The sequence below is a fragment of the Pseudomonas canadensis genome (genome assembly GCF_030980095.1).
Lineage (GTDB): Bacteria > Pseudomonadota > Gammaproteobacteria > Pseudomonadales > Pseudomonadaceae > Aquipseudomonas > Aquipseudomonas canadensis.
The window spans coordinates 6,083,512-6,106,891 of sequence record NZ_CP133298.1 but is presented as its reverse complement, the minus strand read 5'-3'; the positions used below and the strand labels follow the sequence as shown (position 1 = coordinate 6,106,891).

The 23,380-nt window shown below is 61.1% G+C and carries 21 protein-coding genes; 12 read left to right on the top strand and 9 right to left on the bottom strand.

All coding sequences use genetic code 11. The features are described 5' to 3' along the window. The first annotated feature begins 133 nt into the window (after positions 1-133). Entirely contained in the window at positions 134-358 is a 225-nt protein-coding gene (locus RB216_RS28535) for a DUF1127 domain-containing protein (RefSeq protein WP_016975915.1), read from the top strand. A 1-nt stretch (position 359) separates the two neighbouring features. Here the strand turns inward: RB216_RS28535 and RB216_RS28530 are convergent, their stop codons facing one another. Continuing rightward, on the bottom strand, positions 360-1,652 hold the full coding sequence (locus RB216_RS28530; protein ID WP_068935978.1) for an NAD(P)/FAD-dependent oxidoreductase: 1,293 nt from the start codon (positions 1,650-1,652) through the stop codon (positions 360-362). A 115-nt stretch (positions 1,653-1,767) separates the two neighbouring features. On the opposite strand from RB216_RS28530, the gene RB216_RS28525 reads away from it, so the two are divergent. Beyond that, on the top strand, positions 1,768-2,121 hold the full coding sequence (locus RB216_RS28525) for a YkgJ family cysteine cluster protein (RefSeq protein WP_068935975.1): 354 nt from the start codon (positions 1,768-1,770) through the stop codon (positions 2,119-2,121). Positions 2,122-2,129: 8 nt separating this feature from the next. On the opposite strand, the gene RB216_RS28520 is transcribed toward RB216_RS28525, so the two are convergent. Next, complete coding sequence (locus RB216_RS28520; protein WP_003176896.1) at positions 2,130-2,618, bottom strand: Lrp/AsnC ligand binding domain-containing protein; 489 nt, start codon at positions 2,616-2,618, stop codon at positions 2,130-2,132. A 156-nt stretch (positions 2,619-2,774) separates the two neighbouring features. Here RB216_RS28520 and dadA point away from each other — a divergent pair, with 156 nt between their 5' ends. The 6 genes from dadA (at position 2,775) to RB216_RS28490 (ending at position 8,870) form a co-directional block, all read left to right on the top strand. Further along, positions 2,775-4,076, top strand: a complete 1,302-nt coding sequence (dadA, locus tag RB216_RS28515; RefSeq protein WP_028618463.1) for a D-amino acid dehydrogenase — start codon at positions 2,775-2,777, stop codon at positions 4,074-4,076. Beyond that, positions 4,048-4,401 (top strand): RidA family protein, encoded by a 354-nt coding sequence (locus tag RB216_RS28510; RefSeq protein WP_308908141.1) that lies wholly within the window; start codon positions 4,048-4,050, stop codon positions 4,399-4,401. The genes dadA and RB216_RS28510 overlap by 29 nt, the downstream gene beginning before the upstream one ends. A 79-nt stretch (positions 4,402-4,480) precedes the next feature. Beyond that, positions 4,481-5,554: an alanine racemase gene (gene alr / locus RB216_RS28505; RefSeq protein WP_028618461.1), complete on the top strand. Its 1,074-nt coding sequence runs from the start codon at positions 4,481-4,483 to the stop codon at positions 5,552-5,554. 116 nt (positions 5,555-5,670) lie between these two features. Further along, the gene (locus RB216_RS28500) at positions 5,671-6,219 is read left to right on the top strand and encodes a cupin domain-containing protein (protein WP_003176893.1); all 549 of its coding nucleotides are present in this window, start codon (positions 5,671-5,673) and stop codon (positions 6,217-6,219) included. A 181-nt stretch (positions 6,220-6,400) separates the two neighbouring features. Next, complete coding sequence (locus RB216_RS28495; protein ID WP_016975909.1) at positions 6,401-6,814, top strand: c-type cytochrome; 414 nt, start codon at positions 6,401-6,403, stop codon at positions 6,812-6,814. Positions 6,815-6,947: 133 nt separating this feature from the next. Then, complete coding sequence (locus RB216_RS28490) at positions 6,948-8,870, top strand: acetyl-CoA hydrolase/transferase C-terminal domain-containing protein (protein ID WP_236317241.1); 1,923 nt, start codon at positions 6,948-6,950, stop codon at positions 8,868-8,870. Between the two features lie 83 nt (positions 8,871-8,953). Here RB216_RS28490 and RB216_RS28485 read toward each other — a convergent pair whose 3' ends face one another. Together RB216_RS28485 and rep are read right to left on the bottom strand one after the other, a co-directional pair. Beyond that, positions 8,954-9,526, bottom strand: coding sequence for a xanthine phosphoribosyltransferase (locus RB216_RS28485; protein ID WP_025856334.1), 573 nt, complete (start codon positions 9,524-9,526; stop codon positions 8,954-8,956). A 58-nt stretch (positions 9,527-9,584) separates the two neighbouring features. Continuing rightward, positions 9,585-11,594 (bottom strand): DNA helicase Rep, encoded by a 2,010-nt coding sequence (gene rep, locus RB216_RS28480; protein ID WP_028618459.1) that lies wholly within the window; start codon positions 11,592-11,594, stop codon positions 9,585-9,587. 255 nt (positions 11,595-11,849) lie between these two features. On the opposite strand from rep, the gene RB216_RS28475 reads away from it, so the two are divergent. Next, positions 11,850-13,514 carry a putative bifunctional diguanylate cyclase/phosphodiesterase gene (locus tag RB216_RS28475; protein WP_028618458.1) on the top strand — a complete coding sequence of 555 codons (1,665 nt, stop codon included), beginning with the start codon at positions 11,850-11,852 and terminating at the stop codon, positions 13,512-13,514. Between the two features lie 113 nt (positions 13,515-13,627). Here RB216_RS28475 and RB216_RS28470 read toward each other — a convergent pair whose 3' ends face one another. Next, on the bottom strand, positions 13,628-15,025 hold the full coding sequence (locus tag RB216_RS28470; RefSeq protein WP_028618457.1) for a NorM family multidrug efflux MATE transporter: 1,398 nt from the start codon (positions 15,023-15,025) through the stop codon (positions 13,628-13,630). 152 nt (positions 15,026-15,177) lie between these two features. On the opposite strand from RB216_RS28470, the gene RB216_RS28465 reads away from it, so the two are divergent. Both RB216_RS28465 and RB216_RS28460 read left to right on the top strand, forming a co-directional pair. Further along, positions 15,178-16,098, top strand: coding sequence for a LysR substrate-binding domain-containing protein (locus RB216_RS28465; RefSeq protein ID WP_028618456.1), 921 nt, complete (start codon positions 15,178-15,180; stop codon positions 16,096-16,098). 177 nt (positions 16,099-16,275) lie between these two features. After that, a complete protein-coding gene (locus RB216_RS28460; protein WP_122729850.1) occupies positions 16,276-18,252 on the top strand; it encodes a methyl-accepting chemotaxis protein in 1,977 nt (658 codons plus the stop codon). Between the two features lie 3 nt (positions 18,253-18,255). On the opposite strand, the gene RB216_RS28455 is transcribed toward RB216_RS28460, so the two are convergent. Then, positions 18,256-19,170 (bottom strand): ABC transporter six-transmembrane domain-containing protein, encoded by a 915-nt coding sequence (locus tag RB216_RS28455; protein WP_028618454.1) that lies wholly within the window; start codon positions 19,168-19,170, stop codon positions 18,256-18,258. A 111-nt stretch (positions 19,171-19,281) separates the two neighbouring features. Between RB216_RS28455 and RB216_RS28450 the strand changes: the two genes are divergently transcribed. Beyond that, complete coding sequence (locus tag RB216_RS28450) at positions 19,282-19,866, top strand: TetR/AcrR family transcriptional regulator (protein WP_308908140.1); 585 nt, start codon at positions 19,282-19,284, stop codon at positions 19,864-19,866. Here RB216_RS28450 and RB216_RS28445 read toward each other — a convergent pair. The 3 genes from RB216_RS28445 to RB216_RS28435 all read right to left on the bottom strand — a co-directional run bounded on the left by RB216_RS28445 (position 19,863) and on the right by RB216_RS28435 (position 23,012). Next, positions 19,863-21,359, bottom strand: coding sequence for a YifB family Mg chelatase-like AAA ATPase (locus RB216_RS28445; RefSeq protein ID WP_028618452.1), 1,497 nt, complete (start codon positions 21,357-21,359; stop codon positions 19,863-19,865). The two genes, RB216_RS28450 and RB216_RS28445, sit on opposite strands and share 4 nt — an antisense overlap. A gap of 94 nt (positions 21,360-21,453) precedes the next feature. Then, entirely contained in the window at positions 21,454-22,734 is a 1,281-nt protein-coding gene (locus RB216_RS28440; protein ID WP_308908139.1) for an MFS transporter, read from the bottom strand. 17 nt (positions 22,735-22,751) lie between these two features. Continuing rightward, positions 22,752-23,012, bottom strand: coding sequence for an accessory factor UbiK family protein (locus RB216_RS28435; RefSeq protein ID WP_010207460.1), 261 nt, complete (start codon positions 23,010-23,012; stop codon positions 22,752-22,754). Positions 23,013-23,380: the final 368 nt, after the last annotated feature.

Sequence of the window (23,380 nt, the reverse complement as noted above, 5' to 3'; positions counted from 1 at the left end):
CGAAAATACAGGATTCAGCCGCCGATAGGCAGTATCTGTATGGATTTAATAAATTCGGGTTGAATCTGTAATGGTTTGTGCCCTGCGCCCATCCTTGTCACTCAAGGCAACAAGGCAAATGAGGGGCGGCAAAATGAACGGCATGAGCGATGTGCGGCTGGCGCTACACGGTCAGGAACTGCAGGCAGGACAAGAGCGGGCGACGGCGCCGCGCGATATCAGCCGCTGGGGTCTGTTCTGGCACCGTCGTCACACGCGCAAGGCGTTGCTGCATCTGACCCGCGAACAACTGCGCGATGTCGGGTTGACCGCCGAACAGGCGCGCCAGGAAGGTCTCAAGCCCTTCTGGCGCGACTGAATCACACCAGCTCTTTGAGGCGATGCCACAACATCCCCAGTGCCAACAGCGGCGAGCGCAGGTGCTTGCCGCCGGGGAAGGTGATGTGCGGCACCTGGGCGAACAGGTCGAAGCGCCCCTGTTGCTGGCCACTGATGGCTTCGGCCAGCAACTTGCCCGCCAAGTGGGTGGCGTTGAGGCCATGGCCGGCGTAGGCCTGGGCGTAATACACGTTGGGTTGGTCGGCCAGGCGGCCAATCTGAGGTAAACGGTTGGCGCCGATACCGATCATGCCGCCCCATTGATAATCGATTTTAACGTCCGCCAATTGCGGGAAAACCTGGAGCATTTTCGGACGCATGTAGGCGCCGATGTCCTTCGGATCGCGACCGGAGTAGTGACAAGCGCCGCCGAACAGCAGTCGACGGTCGGCGGACAGTCGGAAGTAATCCACGGTGACACGCTGGTCGCACACCGCCATGTTCTGCGGCAGCAGGTGGGCGGCCTGCACTTCGCTCAACGGCTCGGTGGCGATGATGTAGCTGCCGGCGGGCAACACTTTGCCGCTCAGGTGTGGGTTGAGGCCATTGAGGTAAGCATTGCACGCCAGCACCAGGGTCTTGGCGCGCACGTTGCCCTGGGCGGTGTGCACGTTGACTTCGGGGCCGTAGTCGATACGGGTGACTTCAGACCGCTCGAACAGCTTCACGCCCAGTTGCTGCGCGGAGGCGGCTTCGCCAAGGGCCAGGTTCAGCGGGTGCAGGTGACCGGAACCCATGTCGATCATGCCGCCCACGTAGCGGTCCGAACCGATTACGCTGCTCATCTCGTTGGCTTGCAACAGGCGCACTTCGTGGCGATAACCCAGGCCACGCAGCTCTTCGGCGTCTTCGGCCAGGCCTTGCAGGTCGCGAGGCTTGTTGGCGAGGTCGCAGTAGCCCCAGGTCAGGTCGCAGGGAATCTGGAAGCGTTCGACGCGCTCACGCACGATCTCCACGGCTTCCAGGCCCATCAGCTTCATCTGGCGCACGCCATCGGTGCCGATCACATTGGCGAACTGGTCCAGGCCATGGCCGACGCCACGGATCAACTGGCCGCCGTTGCGTCCGCTGGCGCCCCAGGCGACCTTGCGCGCCTCCAGCAACACCACGCTGAAACCCCGCTCGGCCAGTTCAAGCGCCGTGTTCAGCCCGGAAAAACCGCCGCCCACCACGCATACATCGGCCGTCACTTCGCCGGTCAGCACCGGGTAATCGGGTTGCGGCACGCTGCTGGCGGCGTAATAGGACGGGGTGTGCCGGGCGCTGGCAGTCATGGGGAGCATCCCTGTTTGGAAAATTTGACGCAGGATACAGTGGTCGGATGAAGCTGTCTGCGCAGGGCGTTTTGCGGCAGAATCCACGCCTATTCGCCGTTCGGTATGTGTTTCGATGAGTTGCAACAGTCAGAAAATCAGCGCACTGCGTCGGCAGATTCCTTCGTTCGATTGCGTCCCCGGTTGCCACGACTGCTGTGGGCCGGTGACCACGTCACCCGAGGAAATGTCGCGCCTGCCGCGCAAGACCGCCGCCGAGCAAGATGCGGCCATGGATGAACTGAACTGTGTGCACCTGGGCCCCAACGGCTGCACGGTGTATGACGAGCGACCGTTGATCTGCCGGCTGTTTGGCACCACCAAGGCCTTGCCGTGCCCGAATGGGCGGCGCCCGGTGGAGCTGATTCATCCGCGGGTGGAGAAGCAGATCCATGAGTACATGGCGAGCACGCGGCAGGTTTTGGTTTAGCCCGCTCTTCAGTCCGGAATCGGCAGGTTAAGGCTCTCCTTCACCTCTTCCATCACGATATAGCTCTTGGACTCCCGTACATGGGGCAGTTTGAGCAGGATATCGCCCAGCAGTTTGCGGTACGACGCCATCTCGGAAATCCGTGCCTTTACCAGGTAATCGAAGTCGCCTGATACCAGGTGGCACTCCAGCACATGGGGCAGTTTCAGCACCGCGCGGCGAAACTCCTCAAAGGTGTCGCCGGACTTGTAATCGAGGCTGATCTCGACAAATACCAGCAAACTGCCCTTCAAATGCTGCGGGTTGAGCCGCGCGTTGTAGCCCATGATGATCCCTTCGCGCTCCAGCCGGCGCACACGTTCGGTACAGGGCGTGGTCGACAGCCCGACTTTTTCCCCCAGCTCCGTGAACGAAATACGCCCATCGGTTTGCAAGATGCGCAGGATGTTGCGATCGATCTTGTCCAGCTCCCGCTTGGTCTGGGTGTTGGTACGCATAGGGGATACGCCTCTGTGAAAAGGGTTTTAGCCGAGAATTGTCGCCAAATATAGGCAGTTATATAGTGAAATGCACTGGCAATTGTTTTTTAAACTGCGCTCATCATTGCTCGAATAACACACGTCAGCGGCCATGCCCGCGATGAGGATATAAAAATGCGCGTTCTGGTCTTGGGTAGCGGCGTCATTGGTGTGACCAGTGCCTACTATTTGGCGCGGGCCGGCTTTGAAGTGGTGGTCGTCGACCGTCAGCCCGCCGCTGCCATGGAAACCAGTTTCGCCAACGCCGGCCAGGTGTCCCCAGGCTATGCGTCGCCATGGGCTGCGCCGGGCGTGCCGCTCAAGGCCATCAAATGGCTGTTGCAACGCCACGCGCCGCTGGCGATCAAGGCCACTGCCGATATCGACCAATACCTGTGGATGGCGCAGATGCTGCGCAACTGCACCGCCAACCGTTATGCGGTGAACAAGGAGCGCATGGTGCGCCTGTCCGAGTACAGCCGTGACTGCCTCGACGAACTGCGCGCAGAAACCGGCATTGCCTACGAAGGCCGCAGCCTCGGGACGACCCAACTGTTCCGCACCCAGGCGCAGCTGGATGGTGCGGCCAAGGACATCGCTGTGCTGAAGGAGTCCGGCGTGCCGTTCGAAGTCCTCGACCGCGCTGGCATTGCCCGCGTCGAGCCGGCCCTGGCCAGCGTCACCGATATCCTCGCGGGCGCCTTGCGCCTTCCGAACGACCAGACCGGCGACTGCCAGATGTTCACCACCCGCCTGGTCGAGATGTGCAAGCATCTGGGCGTGGAGTTCCGCTTCGAACAAGACATCCAGCGTCTCGACTACGCCGGTGACCGCATCAACGGCGTGTGGATTGATGGCAAGCTGGAAACCGCCGACCGCTACGTGCTGGCCCTCGGCAGCTACTCGCCGAAGTTGCTCAAGCCGCTGGGGATCAAGGCACCGGTGTACCCACTCAAGGGTTACTCGCTGACCGTGCCGATCACCAACCCGGCCATGGCGCCGACTTCGACCATTCTCGACGAGACGTACAAGGTCGCGATCACCCGTTTCGACAACCGCATCCGCGTCGGTGGCATGGCTGAAATAGCCGGTTTTGACCTGTCGCTGAATCCACGTCGGCGCGAAACCCTGGAGATGATCGTCAACGACCTTTATCCTCAGGGCGGCGATTTGACCGAAGCCAGTTTCTGGACCGGTCTGCGCCCGACCACGCCCGACGGCACGCCGATTGTCGGTGCCACCCCGTTCAAGAACCTGTTCCTGAATACCGGCCACGGCACCCTCGGCTGGACCATGGCCTGTGGTTCCGGTCGCTTGCTGGCCGACCTGATGGCGAAGAAAACCCCGCAGATCAGTGCCGAAGGCCTCGATATTTCCCGTTATGGCAACCACCAGGAGTCCGCACAACATGTTAATCCAGCGCCAGCTCACCAATGAGCGCATGAGCCAGATCGTTGTCCACAGCGGTACCGTGTATCTGGCCGGGCAAGTCGGCGACGACATGAACGCCGGGATTGAACAGCAGACCCGTGAAACCCTGGCCAATATCGAGCGTTTGCTCGACCTGGCTGGCACTGACAAGAGCAAGCTGCTGTCGGTGACGATCTACCTTAAAGACATCGACGCGGATTTCGCCGGCATGAATGCGGTGTGGGACAAATGGCTGCCCAAGGGTGTTGCGCCTGCCCGCGCCACCGTTGAAGCCAAGCTGTGCGAACCGGAAATCCTGGTAGAGCTGTCCGTCGTGGCGGCCTTGCCTTAAACCCAGATCCCTCTCCCGGTGCCGACGTTGTCGGTCGGTGCCGGTTTTTTTTCACTTTGCCGCCTAGAAGCCTGCCGCCATGCGTCCTGCCCGTGCCCTGATCGACCTCCAAGCCCTGCGCCACAACTATCAATTGGCCCGTGAAGTCACGGCGGCCAAAGCCCTTGCCGTGGTCAAGGCCGATGCCTACGGGCACGGCGCCGTGCGCGTGGCCCAGGCGCTGGAAGGCGAAGCGGATGGGTTTGCAGTGGCCTGCATCGAGGAGGCACTGGAACTGCGCGCTGCCGGAATTCGCGCGCCAGTGCTGCTGCTGGAAGGCTTTTTCGAGGCTGACGAGCTGCCGCTGATCATCGAGCATGATTTCTGGTGCGTGGTGCATTCGCTGTGGCAGTTGGATGCGATTGAGCAAGCCAAGCTGAGCAAACCGCTGACTATCTGGCTCAAACTCGATTCCGGCATGCACCGTGTTGGCCTGCATCCGAAGGATTATCAGGAGGCTTACCAACGCCTGCTGGCCAGTGGCAAAGTCGCCAAGATCGTTTTGATGAGCCACTTCGCGCGCGCCGATGAACTCGACTGTGTGCGCAGCGATGAACAGGTCGCGGTGTTCGAGGCGGCGCGACAGGGCTTGTCGGCTGAGGTTAGCCTGCGCAATTCGCCATCGGTGATGGGCTGGCCGAATGTGTCCAGCGACTGGGTGCGCCCCGGCATCATGCTTTACGGCGCCACGCCGTTTGGCGAAGACCAGGCCGTGGCCGCGCGTTTGCAGCCGGTGATGACCTTGGAGTCCAAGGTGATCTGCGTGCGTGAACTGCCGGCTGGTGAGCCGGTGGGTTACGGCGCCAAATTCATCACGCCCAAACCGATGCGCATCGGCGTGGTTGCCATGGGTTATGCCGATGGCTACCCGCGTCACGCGCCGACCGGTACGCCGGTATGGGTGGCGGGGCAGCGCAGCCATTTGCTGGGCCGCGTGTCCATGGACATGCTGTGCATCGACTTGACGGACGTACCCCAGGCCGGGCTCGGTTCCACGGTGGAGCTGTGGGGTAAAAACATCCTCGCCAGTGACGTCGCGGTCGCCGCCGAGACCATTCCTTACCAGCTGTTTTGCAACCTGCGCCGCGTGCCAAGGCTCTATTCCGGGGCTTGATCGTCCGGTACGAACACAACCGCCCGGGATTTAGGCCCAAGTGTTGTAAATACTGAACGCTGTCGCCATGATAACGCTCAATTACAACAAAGCCTGAATTCTAGGAGGCTCCTGCATTGGACGTCGGCGAACGACTGCAATCCATCCGTAAACTGAAGGGTCTTTCCCAGCGCGAGCTCGCCAAGCGCGCGGGTGTCACCAACAGCACCATTTCGATGATCGAAAAAAACAGCGTCAGCCCCTCGATCAGCTCCTTGCGCAAGGTGCTGGGCGGCATCCCCATGTCCATGGTCGAGTTCTTTTCCGAGGAGATCCTCCAGGAAATACCGACGCAGATCGTCTATAAAGCCAATGAGCTGATCGACATCTCTGACGGCGCCGTCACCATGAAACTGGTAGGCCGGGCTCACCCCAGCCGGGCGATTGCGTTTCTCAACGAAATCTACCCACCGGGCGCCGACACGGGCGAAGAAATGCTCACTCACGAAGGCGAAGAAACCGGGATTCTGGTGGAAGGTCGCCTGGAGCTGGTGGTCGGTCTTGAAACTTTTGTGCTCGAAGCGGGCGATAGCTACTACTTTGAAAGTACCAAGCCCCATCGTTTTCGCAATCCGTTCGACGTGCCGGCGCGACTAATCAGCGCAGCCACACCCGCGAACTTTTAAGAAAAGAGGCGTCCTGCCAGCGTTGCAGAGACTCCCGTAGCTGTATCCGTGAAGCCGAATCTCCCTTTATTTAATAGGGTTGTTTCGGCCGGGCGGGCTAACCGTTATACTTTCGCCGCCTGCGAAACCGTGGCCGCAGGCGTGAATAGCCACCATTGAGGGTGAACGCGTGAACCTAATTATGAAAATGCTGGCTGCACCAGCAACCGTACTGGCCCTATGGGCTGTCAGCGCTCAAGCTGCGACCAATGATGACATTGCCAAGCGCCTGGAGCCTGTCGGCCAGGTATGTGTCCAGGGCCAGGAGTGCAAGGGCATGGAAGTGGCGGTCGCCGCAGGCGGCGGCGCTGCGAAGACGCCGGATGAGATCATCGCCAAGCATTGCAACGCTTGCCACGGCACCGGCCTGTTAGGTGCGCCAAAAATCGGTGACACCGCTGCCTGGAAAGAACGCGCCGACCATCAAGGCGGCCTGGATGGCATCCTGGCCAAGGCGATTACGGGCATCAATGCCATGCCACCCAAAGGCACCTGCTCCGACTGCTCGGATGACGACCTCAAAGGTGCGATCGAGAAGATGTCCGGCTTGAAATAAACCGATCTTCGCCAAAAAGCCGCTTTCGAGCGGCTTTTTTGTACCCGTGATTTGTGTTTCAGCGCTGTTCTTTGCAGCAAAGACCCGGCAAGCTCGGTCCAACCCCTAATCATGGAATGTTCAGGAGGGTCGGATGGTGCAGTTGTGTTCAATCGAGCAAGCAGTTGACGATGTACTGGAACGGTTGCCGGCGCATATCCATATGGGCATGCCGTTGGGCTTGGGCAAGCCGAACCTGTTTGCCAACGCGCTGTACCGGCGCGTCGCCAAGTTGCCGGAGCGGGCACTGACGATCTACACCGCGCTGAGCCTGGGCCGGCCGACGATGGGAGATGGCTTGCAGAAACGCTTTCTCGAACCCTTTATCGAGCGGGTGTTTGGCGATTATCCCGAGCTGGATTTCCTGGCCGACCTGCACAAAGGCAGCCTTCCGAAAAATATCCATGTGCAGCAGTTCTTCATGCAGCCCGGCAGCTTGCTGCACAGCGAGTCGGCGCAGCAGGATTACGTGAGCAGCAACTACAGCCACGCTGCCCGCGACATCAACGCAGCGGGCCTGAACCTGGTCGCGCAGTTGGTCGCCAGCAGCAGCGAACACCCGGATCGCCTGAGCCTGAGCTGCAACCCGGATATCACCCTTGACCTATTGCCCATGATTGCCAAGCGTCGTGAGGCCGGCGAAACCATTCTGGTGGTCGGCCAGGTTCACAGTGACTTGCCCTACATGCCCGGGGACGCTGAACTGGGCATGGACGCTTTCGATTACCTGATCGATGAAAAAGACAGCACCACGTTGTTCTCCACGCCGAATATGCCGGTGGGTTTCCAGGACCACTTTATCGGCCTGCATGCCAGCACCCTTGTGCGCGACGGCGGCACCTTGCAGATCGGCATCGGCTCCATGGGTGATGCGCTGACGGCCGCGCTGTTGGCCCGCCAGGCGGACAATGAATCCTATCGACTGCTGCTGACAGACCTCGATGTGTACCAATGGGCGCCGTTGATCAGCCGCGAAGGCGGCGTCGATCCGTTCGCCCGTGGCCTTTACGGTTGCAGCGAAATGTTCGTCAACGGCCTGCTGGTGCTGGCGGACGCAGGGATTATCCGCCGCAAGGTCTACCCCGACGTGGCGACACAGGAGCAAGCCAACGCCGGTTTGCTGGATGATGCCGCACAGCCGGATGGCATTTCGATCCACGGCGGTTTCTTCCTCGGCCCACGAAGTTTCTATCAGCGCCTGCAGGAAATGACCCACGCCAAACGCCTCGAATTCAACATGACCCGCATCAGCTACATCAACGAACTGTACGGACAGGAAGAGCTCAAGCGCCTGCAGCGCTTGGATGCGCGCTTTATCAACAGCGCGATCATGGTGACGTTGCTCGGCTCGGGCGTGGCCGATCAGTTGGAGGATGGTCGTGTACTCAGCGGCGTGGGCGGGCAGTACAACTTCGTTGCCCAAGGCCATGCGCTGGAAGGTGCGCGCTCGATCCTGATCCTGCGCAGCTGGCGGGAGTCGGCGGGGGAGGTCAGCTCCAATATCGTCTGGGACTATGGCCACTGCACGATTCCTCGGCACCTGCGGGACATTGTCATCACCGAGTATGGCATTGCCGATTTGCGTGGGCAGACGGATGCCAAGGTGATCGAGGCGTTGCTCAATATCGCCGACTCACGCTTCCAGGATGATTTGATCGAACAGGCGCAGAAGGCCGGCAAGTTGCCCAAGGATTTCAAGCTGGCCCCGCGTTTTGCCGATAATACGCCCGAGCGGCTACAGGCGATTCAAGCGCGCCATCGTCGGCTGTTCCCGGAGTATCCGCTGGGCAGCGATTTCACGGACGAGGAGCGGGATTTGCTGCGGGCGCTGAACTGGCTCAAGAGCAAATTCAAGCTCACTGAGATTCTGGAGTTGGGCAAGGCGGCGTTGGATGCGCCGGAGCCGGAGGCGTTTCCCAAGCATCTGGAGCGTATGGGATTGAATAAGCCCGATGGGCTGAAAGAAGATTTGTATCAGCGGCTGTTGCTCGCTGGCCTGCAGGCCACCGCGAATTAGCCAGCAGCGCCGGGCTTTTGTGGTGAGCGGGCTTGCCCCGCGCGAGGCAAGCTCGCTCACTACAAAAATACCGCCAGGCGTGATTATTCGATGAAGGTCACTACGCCGCCTTCCAACGATTTCACCCGTGCCAGGGATTCCACTCGGTATCCCTGCGCATCCAACTCTGCACGGCCACCCTGGAACGACTTCTCGATCACAATCCCCAAACCGGCGACGGTCGCGCCGGCCTGCTTGATGATCGAGATCAGCGCCTGGGACGCCTTGCCATTTGCCAAGAAATCATCGATCACCAGCACGCGGTCGCTGCTGGTCAGGTGGCGAGGGGAAATCGCCACGGTGCTTTCGACCTTCTTGGTGAAGGAATACACCGTCGCCGACAGCAGGTTTTCCGTGAGGGTCAGGGATTGCTGCTTGCGTGCAAAAATCACCGGTACGCCCAGGTTCAGGCCGGTCATGATCGCCGGGGCGATGCCGGAGGCTTCGATTGTGACGATCTTGGTGATGCCCGAATCCTTGAACAGTGCGGCGAATTCGTCGCCGATCAGTTTCATCAGTGCCGGGTCGATCTGGTGGTTCAGAAAGGCGTCGACCTTGAGTACCTGATCGGAAAGCACGATGCCTTCTTCGCGAATTTTCTTGTGCAGTGCTTCCACGGAAAGCTTCCTCTAATGGCGCGGTGCGCGCCGAAAGTAGATTAAAAAGTAGTCGATTCTAGCGCTTTAACATCGCGCGTATATCCGCCAAGGCGGTGTTGCCGCGAACGGCCTTCACCTCGGTAGGGGTGTCGTCATTGCCTTCCCAGGCCAGGTCGTCCGGCGGCAGTTCGTCGAGGAACCGGCTGGGGGCACAATCGATGATTTCGCCGTATTGCTTGCGCTTGGCGGCAAAGGTGAAGGCCAGCGTCTGACGCGCGCGGGTAATGCCCACGTAGGCCAGGCGGCGTTCTTCTTCGATGGTGTCGGCTTCGATGCTGGAGCGGTGCGGGAGGATTTCCTCTTCCATGCCCATGATGAACACGTAGGGGAATTCCAGACCCTTGGACGCATGCAAGGTCATCATCTGCACGCCTTCGGCGCCGTCTTCCTCTTCCTGCTGGCGCTCGAGCATGTCGCGCAGCACCAGCTTGCCGATGGCGTCTTCGACGGTCATTTCGCCGTCTTCGTCTTTTTCCAGGGTGTTCTTCAGTGCCTCGATCAGGAACCAGACGTTGCTCATGCGGTAATCCGCGGCCTTGTCGCTGGAACTGTTGGTGCGCAGCCAGTTTTCGTAGTCGATGTCCATGACCATGCTGCGCAGGGCGCTGATCGGGTCTTCGCCGGCGCACTGCTCGCGCACCTTGTCCATGAAGCGCTTGAAGCGCGACAGGCGATCGGTGAAGCGCGTGTCCAGGTGTTCGCCCAGGCCGATTTCGTCAGTAGCGGCGTACATCGAGATCTTGCGTTCGGTGGCGTAGTTACCGAGTTTTTCCAGGGTGGTGGAGCCGATCTCGCGGCGCGGCACGTTGATCACGCGCAGGAAGGCGTTGTCGTCGTCCGGGTTTACGATCAGGCGGAAGTAGGCCATCAGGTCTTTCACTTCCTGGCGTCCGAAAAAGCTGTTGCCGCCCGACAGGCGATACGGCACCTGGTGATGCTGTAATTTCAGCTCGATCAGCTTGGCCTGGTAGTTGCCGCGGTACAGGATCGCGAAATCGCTGTAGGGCCGGTCGGTGCGCAAGTGCAGGCTGAGGATTTCCACGGCCACGCGCTCGGCTTCGGCGTCTTCGTTGCGGCAGCGGATCACGCGGATCTCGTCGCCGTGGCCCATCTCACTCCACAGTTGTTTTTCAAACTCGTGGGGGTTGTTCGAGATCAACACGTTGGCGCAGCGCAGGATGCGGCTGGTGGAGCGGTAGTTCTGCTCCAGCATCACCACTTTCAGCGACGGGTAATCGTCCTTGAGCAGCATCAGGTTTTCCGGGCGGGCGCCGCGCCAGGCGTAGATCGACTGGTCATCGTCGCCGACCACGGTGAATTGGTTGCGCTTGCCGATCAGCATTTTCACCAGCAGGTATTGGCTGGCGTTGGTGTCCTGGTATTCGTCCACCAGCAGGTAGCGCACCTTGTTCTGCCATTTTTCGAGGATGTCGGCGTGTTCTTCGAACAGCTTCACCGGCAGCAGGATCAGGTCGTCGAAGTCCACCGCGTTGAACGCCTTTAGCGTGCGCTGGTAGTGGGTGTAGACGATGGCGGCGGTCTGTTCCTTGGGGTTGCGTGCGTTTTCCAGCGCCTGGGCGGGCAGGATCAGGTCGTTTTTCCAGGCGCCGATCATGTTCTTGATCTCGTCCACGCCGTCGTCGCCTGCGTACTCTTTTTGCATGATGTCGGTCATCAGCGACTTCACGTCGGTCTCGTCAAAGATCGAGAAGCCCGGCTTGTAGCCCAACCGCACATGCTCCTTGCGGATGATGTTCAGCCCCAGGTTGTGGAAGGTGCACACAGTGAGGCCACGGCCTTCGCCACCCTTGAGTAGGGTGCCGACGCGCTCTTTCATTTCCCGCGCCGCCTTGTTGGTAAAGGTCATGGCGACGATGTACTGGGCGCGGATGCCGCACTGCTGGATCAAGTGCGCGATCTTGCGGGTGATCACGCTGGTCTTGCCGGAGCCTGCACCGGCGAGCACCAATAGAGGGCCGCCGACGTAGTTCACGGCTTCTTGCTGCCGGGGATTGAGTCGGGACATACGGAATTTTAGGAGTCGTTGTTCAAAAGGGCGGGCATTTTAACAGGCTCGCAGGATTCTGCTCTGTCAGAACGACAGTGTGACGTACCGCTCGATCTAAATTTGCCGGTTTTGATACTTTGCCGCAGGATGTCGGGGTTGTTTGCGACTAATGTTTACAGTTCGCGTGTTTGATAACCCCTATCATTGGTGATTATCCGGCCGCGCGTCATAATGCCCGCCGCCACGAAATTTTGCAGAGTCTAGGGAGCTAGCTTGTCTACGCCTGTCGAACCCTTGCGTTTGCTGCTGCTGGCCGATGAGCCGGCGTGGGCAGCGTTGTTGCGCGAGTGCCTGGCGCCGATGGGCGATGGGGCTGTGCTGATCAGCGCACCAAATTGGGAGTCCGTGAGCCGTCTGTTCGATGACGACCACAGCGCCGTGCTGTTGACCACGCCCAGCCTGCAACCCGGCCCTGGGCGCTGCAGCCTGCCGTGCGTATTGCTGTTGGAGCAGGAACCGTTGCTTGCGCCGCTTGGCGTCAGCGATTGGCTGGTACGGGATGTATTGGACGCCGATACAGTGCGCCGCTGCCTGCGCCACGTCCGCGAGCGCGGTGTGCTGGAAAACACCCTGCAACGCCTGGCCGAACAGGACCCGCTGACCGGCATCGCCAACCGCCAGGGTTTTCAGACCTTGCTCGCCGCGCGGTTGGCCGAGAACGAAGGCCGTGGCCTGGCCCTTGGTCATCTGGACCTCGACAATTTTCGCCACGCGAACGACGCCCTCGGCCACCAGGCCGGCGACCGGTTGATCCTGCAAGTGGTTTCGCGGCTCAAAAGCCAGCTTGAGGTCGGGGACCAACTGGCGCGTCTGGGTAGCGACGAATTCGCCCTATTGATCGACACCCGCCGCGCGCCCCAGCGTGCCGAGTGGATGGCCGAGCGCATCACCGAAGTTATGGCCGAACCCTATTGGGTGGATGGCGAAAGCCTGCTGATCGGCTGCAGCCTGGGCGTGGCCCATGCCCGCGCCCGTGCCGGTGCCGACCCGCTGATGTGGCACGCGCATATCGCCATGCAACAGGCCAAGAGCACCCAGGGCTGCACCTTTCATATTTTCAACGAACGCATCAACCGCAACGCGCGCAGCCTGGCCGACCTGGAAAGTGAATTGCGCCGCGCCTTGCGGCGTGACGAACTGGAGCTGCATTACCAACCGCGCCTGGACCTGGACGACGGGCATATCGTCGGCCTTGAAGCCCTGGTGCGCTGGCGGCATGGCGAGCGCGGCCTGTTGCCGCCGAGTGAGTTCGTGCCCCTGGCTGAGCAAAGCGGCCTGATCGTGCCGTTGGGCTACTGGGTCATCTCCCGCGCCCTGCGCGATATGCAGGACCTGCGCGAACGTGGCCTGCCGCCGCTGCACATGGCGGTCAACCTGTCGTTCCGCCAGTTCCAGGACAGCCAGTTGCTCTCCACCCTCAGTCGGCTGATTGCCGAGCGGGGCGTGGAGGCGCAGTGGCTGGAGTTTGAACTCACCGAAACCGCCGTGATGCGCCGCAGCGATCTGGTCAAGCAGACCATGGACGCCCTCGGCCGCCTCGGCGTGCGGTTTTCCCTGGATGACTTTGGCACCGGCTTCTCATCGTTCGTGCACCTCAACAGCCTGCCGATTGCTCTGTTGAAGATCGACAAGAGCTTTGTCGGTGGCATGGAAGAGCGTGAAGAGAACCGCAAGTTGGTGCACGCGATGATCAATCTGGCGCACAACCTCAATCTGGAAGTGGTTGCCGAAGGTGTGGAAACGCCGGAGCAGTTGGCGTTGTTGAGGCTGTTTGGTTGTGACCAGGCCCAGGGTTACCTGATCAGCAAGCCGCTGCCGCTACCGGAGTTGGTGGAGTACCTGACGTTCGGGAAAAGCCAGCAGGCCTTGCTGGGATGAACGGGTTGCGAACCCAGTCAACTGTAGGAGCCGGCTTGCCGGCGATAGCGGTGTATCAGTATCAGATGTTCTGACTGACACGCCGCCATCGCCGGCAAGCCGGCTCTTACAGGTTAATGCGCGGTGTGGAGTGCCTGGTGAGGTTCCGGCTCCTGCCGAATCATGCGCTTCATCTTGGCTTCAAACGCCCAGGTCAGGCTGACTGCCGCGCACGCCAGGCCCAGGGCCAAGCCCCACCATACGCCGGTCGGCCCCCAGCCCAGGGTGAAGGCCATCAGCCAGGCCGACGGTGCCCCAATCAGCCAATAGCAGCCCGCTCCGATCAGGAAGGTGGTCTTGGCGTCCTTGAGTCCGCGAATGCAGCCCATGGCGATGGTTTGCACGCCGTCGAACAGTTCGAACCACGCCGCTACGGCCAGCAGGCTGACGGCCAGGACGATCACGTCGTGGAACGCCGGGTCGTTATGGTCGATGAGCAGTCCGATCAACGGGTCGGAATAAAGCCACAGCATGGCGGCAAATCCCAACATCACTGCTGCGCCAAATCCTATGCCGACACGCCCGGCCAGGCGTGCCTGCAGCAACTGCCCGGCGCCGTAATGCTGGCCGATGCGCATGGTCACCGCGTAAGACATCCCCGCCGGCACCATAAACGCCACCGACACAATCTGCAGCGCGATCTGGTGCGCCGCCAACTGCGTGCTACCCATGGTGCCCATGCACAGCGCCGCAAAGGCAAACAACCCGACCTCCACCGCATAGGTGCCACCAATCGGCAGGCCCAGGCGCCACAACTCGCGCAGGTACTGGGTATTGAGGCGCATCAGGCCGGGGGCCAGTGGGTAGGCGGCATAGGCGCGGTTGCTGCGGATGTACCACATCAGCGCCAGTGCCATGCCGTTCGCGACGATGGCGGTGACCAAGCCGATGCCCATCAGGCCGAGTTTGGGCAGTCCGAACATGCCCTCGATCAGTGCGTGGTTGAGCAGATAATTCAGTACTGTGCCGCCGAGGCTGATGATCATCACCGGAGTGGCTTTGCCGATGGCGCTGGTAAAGCCGCGCAAGGCCATGAAGCTCAAGTAGCCGGGCAGCGCGAACGGCAGGATCGTCAGGAATTGCCCGGCCGACTGCACGTTGGTTTCCGTCTGGCCGAATATCAGCAGCAGCGGCTTGAGGTTCCACAGCAGCAAGCCAGCCGCCAAGGCCATCAGCCAGGCGAGCCACAGTCCGGCCTGGGTAAGGCGGGTAGCCCCTTCGATATCACCGGCGCCGTGACGGATAGCGACAAGCGTGCCCACGGCGGCAATCACGCCGATGCAGAAAATCGACACGAACGAATAGCTCGCTGCGCCCAGGCCTCCACCGGCCAGGGCTTCGGGGCTCAGGCGCGCCATCATCAGGGTGTCGGTCAGCACCATCAGCATGTGCGCCAACTGTGAGGCAATCAACGGCCCTGACAACCGCAGAATGGCCCAGAGTTCGGTACGTGCCGGATGTTGCATGATCATCACACTCGAGAAATCGGAGGATTGGGGAAGGGTTGATTCTCGGCGCTCTCAGCACATTGCACAAAGGGATAAATGCGATCGTTCACATGATTAAAACTCATACCTGTTCGATTCTGGTAGGGTTTGCGCATTGCGCTGTCGGAGCCTTCCCTATGTCCCGTCGTCTTCCTCCTCTTTACGCTTTGCGGGCTTTTGAGGCCGCTTCCCGGCACAACTCCTTCACCCGCGCGGCGGAGGAGTTGTCGATCACGCAAAGTGCGGTGAGTCGACATATCCGCACGTTGGAAGAGCACTTCGCCTGCCGCCTGTTCCAGCGCAGTGGCCGCACCTTGCAGCTCACCGAAGCGGCGCGCCTGCTATTGCCCGGCGTGCGCGAAGGTTTCGCCGCGCTGGAGCGGGCCTGCCATACCTTGAATGCCGAAGACGACATCCTGCGCATGAAGGCGCCGTCCACCCTGACCATGCGTTGGCTGTTGGCGCGGCTCAGCCGTTTCCGGGCATTGCAGCCAGGCAACGAAGTGCAACTGACCAGCGCCTGGATGAGTGTGGACGAGGTGGATTTCAACCAGGAGCCGTTCGACTGTGCGGTGCTGCTGAGCTACGGGCATTTTCCGGCGGATTGGGAGGCCAGTTATCTATTTCCGGAATTGCTGATCCCCGTAGGTGCGCCAAATCTGCTGGAGGATGGGCCCTGGGATGCGGCGCGCCTGGCCACCGCCGAACTGCTGCACCCCACGCCTGACCGTCGCGATTGGCGCAACTGGCTGGAGCGCATGGGCTTGTCATCACAGGTGTCGCTCAAGGGCGGACAGGTGTTCGACACCCTCGAACTGGGCATGATCGCCGCCGCGCGAGGTTACGGCGTCTCCATGGGAGACTTGCTGATGGTGGCCGAAGATGTGGCCCAGGGGCGGCTGAGCCTACCCTGGCCGACGGCGGTCGCCAGTGGCGAAAATTATTACCTGGTGTGGCCGAAAACCCGCCCCGGCGGCGAGCGATTGAGGCGTTTGGCGGAGTTTCTGCAGGCCGAGGTCAAGGCGATGGAACTGCCGCCAGTCGAACGCCTCGATTGAGTGCTCGCAGACCATTCGTGCAATCGTTTGCGCGATACCCCTGTGATTCGCTCAAGTATTGCCTCGGCCCGCCGAAGTAGGTGTGTTGGAACCATCGTGCACCAACGCTACCCACTAGATAATTTGCCGAGCAGCGCTATGAGATCAGGATGATCCTGGCCTCGGCCAGGAGCTGTCATGTCTCAACCTCGTGCTCGGATTGCCTCCCAGTTAGGCCTCGCGTTAGCGGTGATTCTGGCTGTCGTCATCAGCGGCAGTACGGTGTTTGCCTTGCGTTCTCTCGACTCCGCCAACCTCGCGACCCGCGAGGAACACCTGGCCAGTGAGGCGCGCTTGCTCGCCGACCAACTCAATACCTTCCACAGCACCTTGCGCGAAAGTACCCAGCGTTTGAGCGGGCTGTTTGAAAAGCGCTTCGGCGCGGGCTTGAGTGTGCATGCAGACCAGCCGGTGACTGTGGCTGGGGTACAAACCCCTAGCCTGTACCTGGGCAGTGAAGTGCTGAACAACAACTTCGATGAAGTGGATGAGTTCAAGCAGATGTCCGGCGGCGTGGCCACGGTGTTTGTGCGCAGCGGCGAAGACTTCATCCGTATCAGCACCTCCTTGACCAAGCAGGACGGCAACCGTGCCATCGGTACGGTGCTGGATCGTCAGGGGCCAGCCTATCAGCGCGTGCTCGGCGGCCAGACCTACATCGGCCGTGCGGTGTTGTTCGACCGCTCCTACATGACCCAGTACAGCCCGGTGCGTGACAGCAGCGGCCAGGTCATCGCCGTGTTGTTCATCGGGTTTGACTACACCGATGCGCAGAATGCCCAATTCGAGAACCTCAAGCGCTTCCGTATCGGCCAGACCGGCTCCCTGGCGTTGCTGGACGAGCAGAAGCGCTGGCTGGTGCCGCCGGCTGGTGTGCAGGCGCTGGACCAGGCGATCCCGGTGATGCTGGACCTGGCCAAGGCGCCGGGTTCGGGCCGCTTCTGGGCGGACAAGAACGAAGACTTCTACAGTGTCTCGGTGCCCTTCGAAGGCGGGCCATGGGCAGTCGTCGCGAGCATGCCCAAGGCTGAGATTCGCTCGGTGACGTGGGACGTCGGCATCCGCCTGGTGATCGGTAGCGTCCTGGCCATGTTGCTGGCGGTCGGCGCAACGGTTTGGCTGCTGCGTAGCAAATTAGCGCCGTTGGGCGACCTGGTGCGCCAGGCCGAAGCCTTGGGTGCGGGTGACTTGAGCGCACGCCTGAATGTGTCCAGCCATGACGAAATCGGTCAACTGGCGCGCAGCTTCAACCAGATGGGTGAAGCGCTGTCGACCATGGTCTCGCATATCCGCAAGGCGGCCGAAGAGGTCAACAGCCGCGCCCAGGCGTTGTCCGGGTTGTCCGGTGGTGCGTATGAAGGCATGGAGCAGCAGTCCGGCGAGATCACCAGCATGGCCGGCGCGGTAGAAGAGTTCAGCGCCACCTCGCTGAACATCGCCGACAATATGGGCAGCACCGAACGGCTGGCCCAGGAAAACGCCCAGCAAACCCGTATCGGGCGCAACTCGATGCAAGAGGCTTCGTCGTCCCTGGAACACATCGCCACCGCCCTGAACAGCACTGCCACGGTGATCAACACTCTCGGCCAGCGCTCCCAGGAAATCGGCGGGATCGTCGGTGTGATCACCTCGATTGCTGAACAAACCAACCTGCTGGCACTCAACGCCGCCATCGAAGCCGCACGCGCGGGTGAGCAAGGCCGAGGCTTTGCCGTGGTCGCCGATGAGGTACGCAACCTGGCGTCGCGTACCCGCGAGGCCACCGACGAGATCTCCGGGATGATCCAGAGCATCCAGCAGGAAACCGGCAACGCCATCAGCACCATGGAGCGCGGCAATGTGTTGATGCAGGAAGGCCTTTCGCGTAACGCCGATGTGGCGTCGGCCCTGGCGCGCATCGACGAGCAAAGCCGCTCGGCCGGTCAGCAGTTCGCGGCGATCACCACCGCCACCCAAGAGCAGAGCAGCACCGCAACCTTGCTCAGCAGCAACCTGCAGAGCATCGCGCTGGCCAACAGCGAGCAGCGCGAAGTGGTGTCGAACCTGGCGATCACCGCCAAGGAACTGGAGACCCTGGCGGCAGGCTTGCGGCATGAGGTGGATCGGTTTCGTTGAGACCTAGCGGTCGCCCAGCCCTGGGTCCACGCGCTTGCCGATGTCCTTGAGGCGCGCCAGTTGGTCGACCATGCCTGGGGCTTCGTCCATGCTGGTGACGAAGGTCCACAGGTAAGTCATGACCGCGTACACGTGACCGGCCTTGACGGCGGGGGACAAGGCCAGTTGGCTGATGGCGACCACAAATAGCAAGGCGGCCAGCGTACCGAGAAACAGGTACGCAGCGGCCTCGCGGTCTGACAGCCAGATCCGCAGGCGCGACAGCACCTGGTAGTGGCGGCGCAAGGTCGGCGCACCGACTTTTTCCACCAGGTCGATTTCCTTTTCCAAGCGGTTGTTCAGGCGCTCATGCAGCTCTTGGTTACGTTGGGCAAAGCGCGGCAACAGCGTGATGCACAGCACCAGTGCGCCCAAGCACGCAAGGCCGACCCAGGGCTCGATCACGATCAGCATCACCGCCGCGCCAATAATCGATACCAGCGCCGTGGCGATGATCGGCACGTGTTTCTCAAAGAAGTCGACGAATTCCCGTGCGAGCACCACCCGTGCCGCTGACTTGGAGGTGCTGTGGTTCTGCAGGCGCTGGTTCAGGATCACCGGCACCGCCAGGTCGGCGTAGATCCGGGTGAAGGTTCGGGTGTCCAGCGCCCGGCGTGCCGCACCGACGACCCAGAACGCCAGGACCACGGCGGCATAGAACAGAGCGTTGCTGGCATCGCCACGGATGATTGCATCCACCGCAAACCCGGCAAACAACGGGTATGCCAGCAGCAGGGCATTTTCCAGTGCAACCAATGACAGCGTGCCGAACAGCTTGCCGGGATAGGCTTTGGCGATCGCCTTGAGGGTTTGGCCGGCGGATTGCTGGCCGATTTTCTTGCTTTCTTCGATCAGGATTTGAGGAGTGACGGATGTCATGGGTGCACCAAAGGGATGATAGACGCTATTATTGAGCGACTGCTCAAGTATCCTTGAGCGCTCGCTCAAAAAGCAAGCGCCGCCTATCTGCCGGTGCCGAAAGGAATTGCCATGTCGCGTATCGACCGTAAAGACCAGATCATCGCCGCCGCCCTGGAGCTGTTTCGCAGCAAGGGGTTTGCCGATGTGTCCACCCGCGACCTGGCCGAACATGCCGGGTTGTCCCGTAGCCACGTTTATCACTACTTCAGTGATTGGAAGGAGCTGCGCCGCGAAGCCTTTGTGCGGTTTGCCAACGAACAGTTGGACGAAGTGCGGGCGCCTCTGGCAGAAGCACCACCTCTGGAAGCCTTCGTGCGTTTTCTGCGTGACTGCCTTCCGAGCACCGCGGATGCAGGCTGGGCGCTGTGGCTGGATGCCTGGGACGAAGCGATGCAAGACCCGCAAATGGCCCAGGCTTACCTGGTAATCAATGCTCAATGGCAAGGTATGCTCGCCGAAGTGATCGAGCGAGGTGTCGCTGCCAATGTCCTGCGTTGTGACTCGCCACAACGCGCCGCCCGCCAGATCTTTGCCGTGGCGATGGGCTACGCCGACGACTTGATGCTCAAACCCTCCACGGAATCGGCCGAGGCGGCCTTGGATGAAGTGATGGAAGTGGCGCGGTTGCTGCTCGACTTCCCAGAGTCACCCTAGCCAACAGCCGCGGGCCGATACTGCAACGCTTCCGCCAGATGCGCCCGGGTGATGCTATCAGCGTGCTCAAGGTCGGCTAAGGTACGCGCCACTTTGAGCAGCCGATGGGCTGCGCGCAGGGAAAGCGTCAGCCGTTCACAGGCGTTTTCCAGCCAGCATTCGTCGACCTTCGCCAGCTTGCAGTGCTTGCGTAGCCCCGGCAGATCAAGGAAAGCATTCGCACAGCCTTGGCGTTGCTGTTGGCGATCGCGGGCGTGGGCGACCCGTGCCGAGGCCTCGGCCGTGTTATCGCCCGCCTGCCGGGTAGGATTCAACGCGGTGGTTTCTCGCGCCACAGTGAGGTGCAAGTCGATGCGGTCCAGCAGTGGCCCAGAGAGCTTGTTGCGATAGCGCTGGATCTGCTCCGGCGTGCAGCGGCAGCGTCCGCTGGGTTCGCCCATGTACCCGCACGGGCAGGGGTTCATGGCGGCGACCAGTTGGAAGCGGGCAGGGAAGCTCACGCGGTCGCGGGCACGGGAAATTACGATATGCCCTGATTCCAGTGGCTCGCGCAGCACCTCCAACACTTTGCGGTCGAACTCTGGCAGCTCATCCAGAAACAGCACGCCGTGATGGGCCAGGGTGATTTCTCCCGGTTGCGGCTTTGACCCGCCCCCTACCAACGCCGGGCCCGACGCTGAATGGTGCGGTTGGCGAAACGGCCTGTGGGGCCAGTGGCTCAAGGGCGCCAGGCTGACAACCGACTGAATCGCCGCCACTTCCAACGCTTCCTGCTCACTCAACGGTGGCAACAAACCCGGCAGCCGGCTGGCGAGCAATGTCTTGCCGGTGCCGGGCGGGCCGCTGAACAGCAGGTTATGCGCCCCCGCCGCGGCAATCAGCAGTGCGCGCTTGGCAGCAAGCTGGCCCTGTACTTCGCTCAAGTCCGGGTAAGGCTTGTTCAGGTACAGCAAACCGTCGGATTTGTAGGGCTCGATAGGCTGATGTCCGTTCAGGTGCGCCACCACCTGCAGCAAATGATCCACGGCGATCACTTTCAACCCCGACGCCAGGCAAGCTTCCTCGGCATTCGCCCGCGGCACTATCACGGTGCGTCCGGCCTTGCGTGCCGCCAAGGCCGCCGGCAGCACGCCTTTCACTGCCCGCACTTCGCCGGACAGTGCTAGTTCTCCCAGGCATTCCACGTCGTCGAGCGTCAACGCCGGCACCTGCGCGCTGGCCGCCAGGATTCCCAGGGCAATCGCCAGGTCAAAACGCCCGCCGTCCTTGGGCAGGTCGGCGGGCGCCAGGTTCAGCGTGATGCGGCGGGCAGGGTATTGCAGCGCAGAATTGAGAATGGCGCTGCGCACCCGGTCCTTGCTTTCCTTGACCGCCGTTTCCGGCAAGCCCACCAGCGTCAGGGATGGCAAACCATTGGCCATATGCACTTCGACGGTGACGGCGGGGGCTTCCACGCCAATCTGGGCGCGGCTGTGGACGATGGCGAGGGACATGCTCGTTCCTTGAACAATGGAGACCGCTTCCTGCGGTTTCTCAAAGGTAGTCGAGGGAACGGAAGTACAACGAATCAGACTTTTACAGGACGTATCAACGTGCAAAGGCGCCGGGATACTTATCCAGGTAAGCGCTGTTGAGTTGAGTGTCTGGGGTGCGCATAAAGGTGCGGAAATCGGGAATCAGGAACACCAGCAGTGACAACCCCAGCACCATCGCCCCCAGCGACGCGATGGTCAGGGCGACGCCGAGGTAAGCGATCAAGCCATTCATGGCGAAACTGCCCAACGGGCTGGCTGCCGCGGACAGGAAGGACACGGTGGCGAACATCCGGTTGCGATGTTGCTTGGGGGTCGCCAGCAGCCTCACCGCAGAGGTCGGAATGTTGATCAGCATCAGGCCCACCCCACCGCAGAAAAACGCCAGGGGTACGACGACTATCGATGAGAGCGTGCCGGCCAGCCACATATTGCCGCCCAACAGCGCAAAGCCTGCGGCGACACACAGGTCGCGGGACACCCGATAGGTCAACCAACCGGTGATCTTGTAGCTGCCCGCCAGGATGCCCAGGCCGAAGCACGCATCCAGCAGGCCGAGGTAAGTGATCGGGAAGTGGATAACCGTCTTCACGTAGAGCGGCAGCAGGATGGTAAAAAACGGAAACAGGGCAAAGTTGATGAGCATCGCCACAAGGGCCAGGTAGAACTCGACCTTCACCTGATAGACCGCCTTGAAGCCCGAGTAAATCATGCGCCAGCCGCTGGCAGCCGGGATTTGTTCATCGGGGGCGCTGGCGTCGAGGCGGAGTGGGATCGAGGTAATCAGCACTGCCGCGCCAAGCATCGCAAAGAAGTCGACGGTAAACGCCAGCGTGGTGCCGAAGCTGAAAATCAACGCGCTGGCCATGACTGGCCCAAGCAGGTTGGAAATGGACGAGAGCATGCTTTTGGTGCGCATGGCCAGTGAGACCTGATCGTCACGCGCAAACAAGGGAATGATCGATGACTGCAACGGGTCACGCACACCGGCGACGGCACTGCTGACCAGCATCAAGGCGCCGACGCTCCAGGGGTTGAACAGCTGCGTTGCAGACAGAAAAACCATCCACAGCGCGGTCAGCACGCTGGTCAGGGAGGCCAGCCTCAGGATCAGGATCTTGTTGTACTTGTCGCCCAGCCATCCCAGCAGCGGGCGGGCCAGCACCTCTGCCGCGATGGAGCAGGCGATCATGTTGGCGAAGGCGACGGCGGAACCGGTTTCCTGCAAGGCCCACCACGCCACGGCGAGTTGGTTGCAGCGGCCACCGAGTACCACCAGCAAAAAGCTGAATTGTATTTTCAGCAGGCGCCGGTCGAGGGCCGGCAAGCCCCACATGGACCGATTGATGCCGGTTATTCGCCGGCTGGCGTCAACCGCGCTTCCAGCTCGGCCACTTTAGCCTCCAGGCTTTCCAACCGCGCACGCGTTCGGGCCAGCACTACCATTTGGCTATCAAACTCTTCCCGGCTCACCAAGTCGAGCTTGCTGAAACCGCTTTGCAGCAATGCCTTGAATTGGCTTTCGATTTCATTGCGGGGCAACGGCGTGTCACCGCTGAACAGGCGAGAGGCGTGGCCGCTCAGGGCGTCGAGGAGGTCTTTGGGCGCGAGCATGGGAAATATTCCGGAAAACTGTTGGCCGGCAGTGTATCACGCAGCGTCTATAGTCTTTTTCACGACGGCGGGCGCACGCTTTTCGCGCAGAGGGTCGGGCGGCGGCGCACTGTTTTTGTGCGCATTGCAACCGCCGAAGAGGCCCGCAGGTGGGCATAAGGGGACAAAGGACTGATTTCAGTGATTTTTACGGAGCTGGCAAGGTTTCTGCTTAGACGATCATGACCCATGCACTGATGCAGTCGCTGTGACGAATGCAGTGCGCCGACGGATCAGGGGTACAGGTTTCGTCACCAGTGGTTCGCTGGCGTCGCAAAGGCAAATGCCGAGGCGACGACGCGTTACAAAGCCAGGCACTGCGCTTAGAC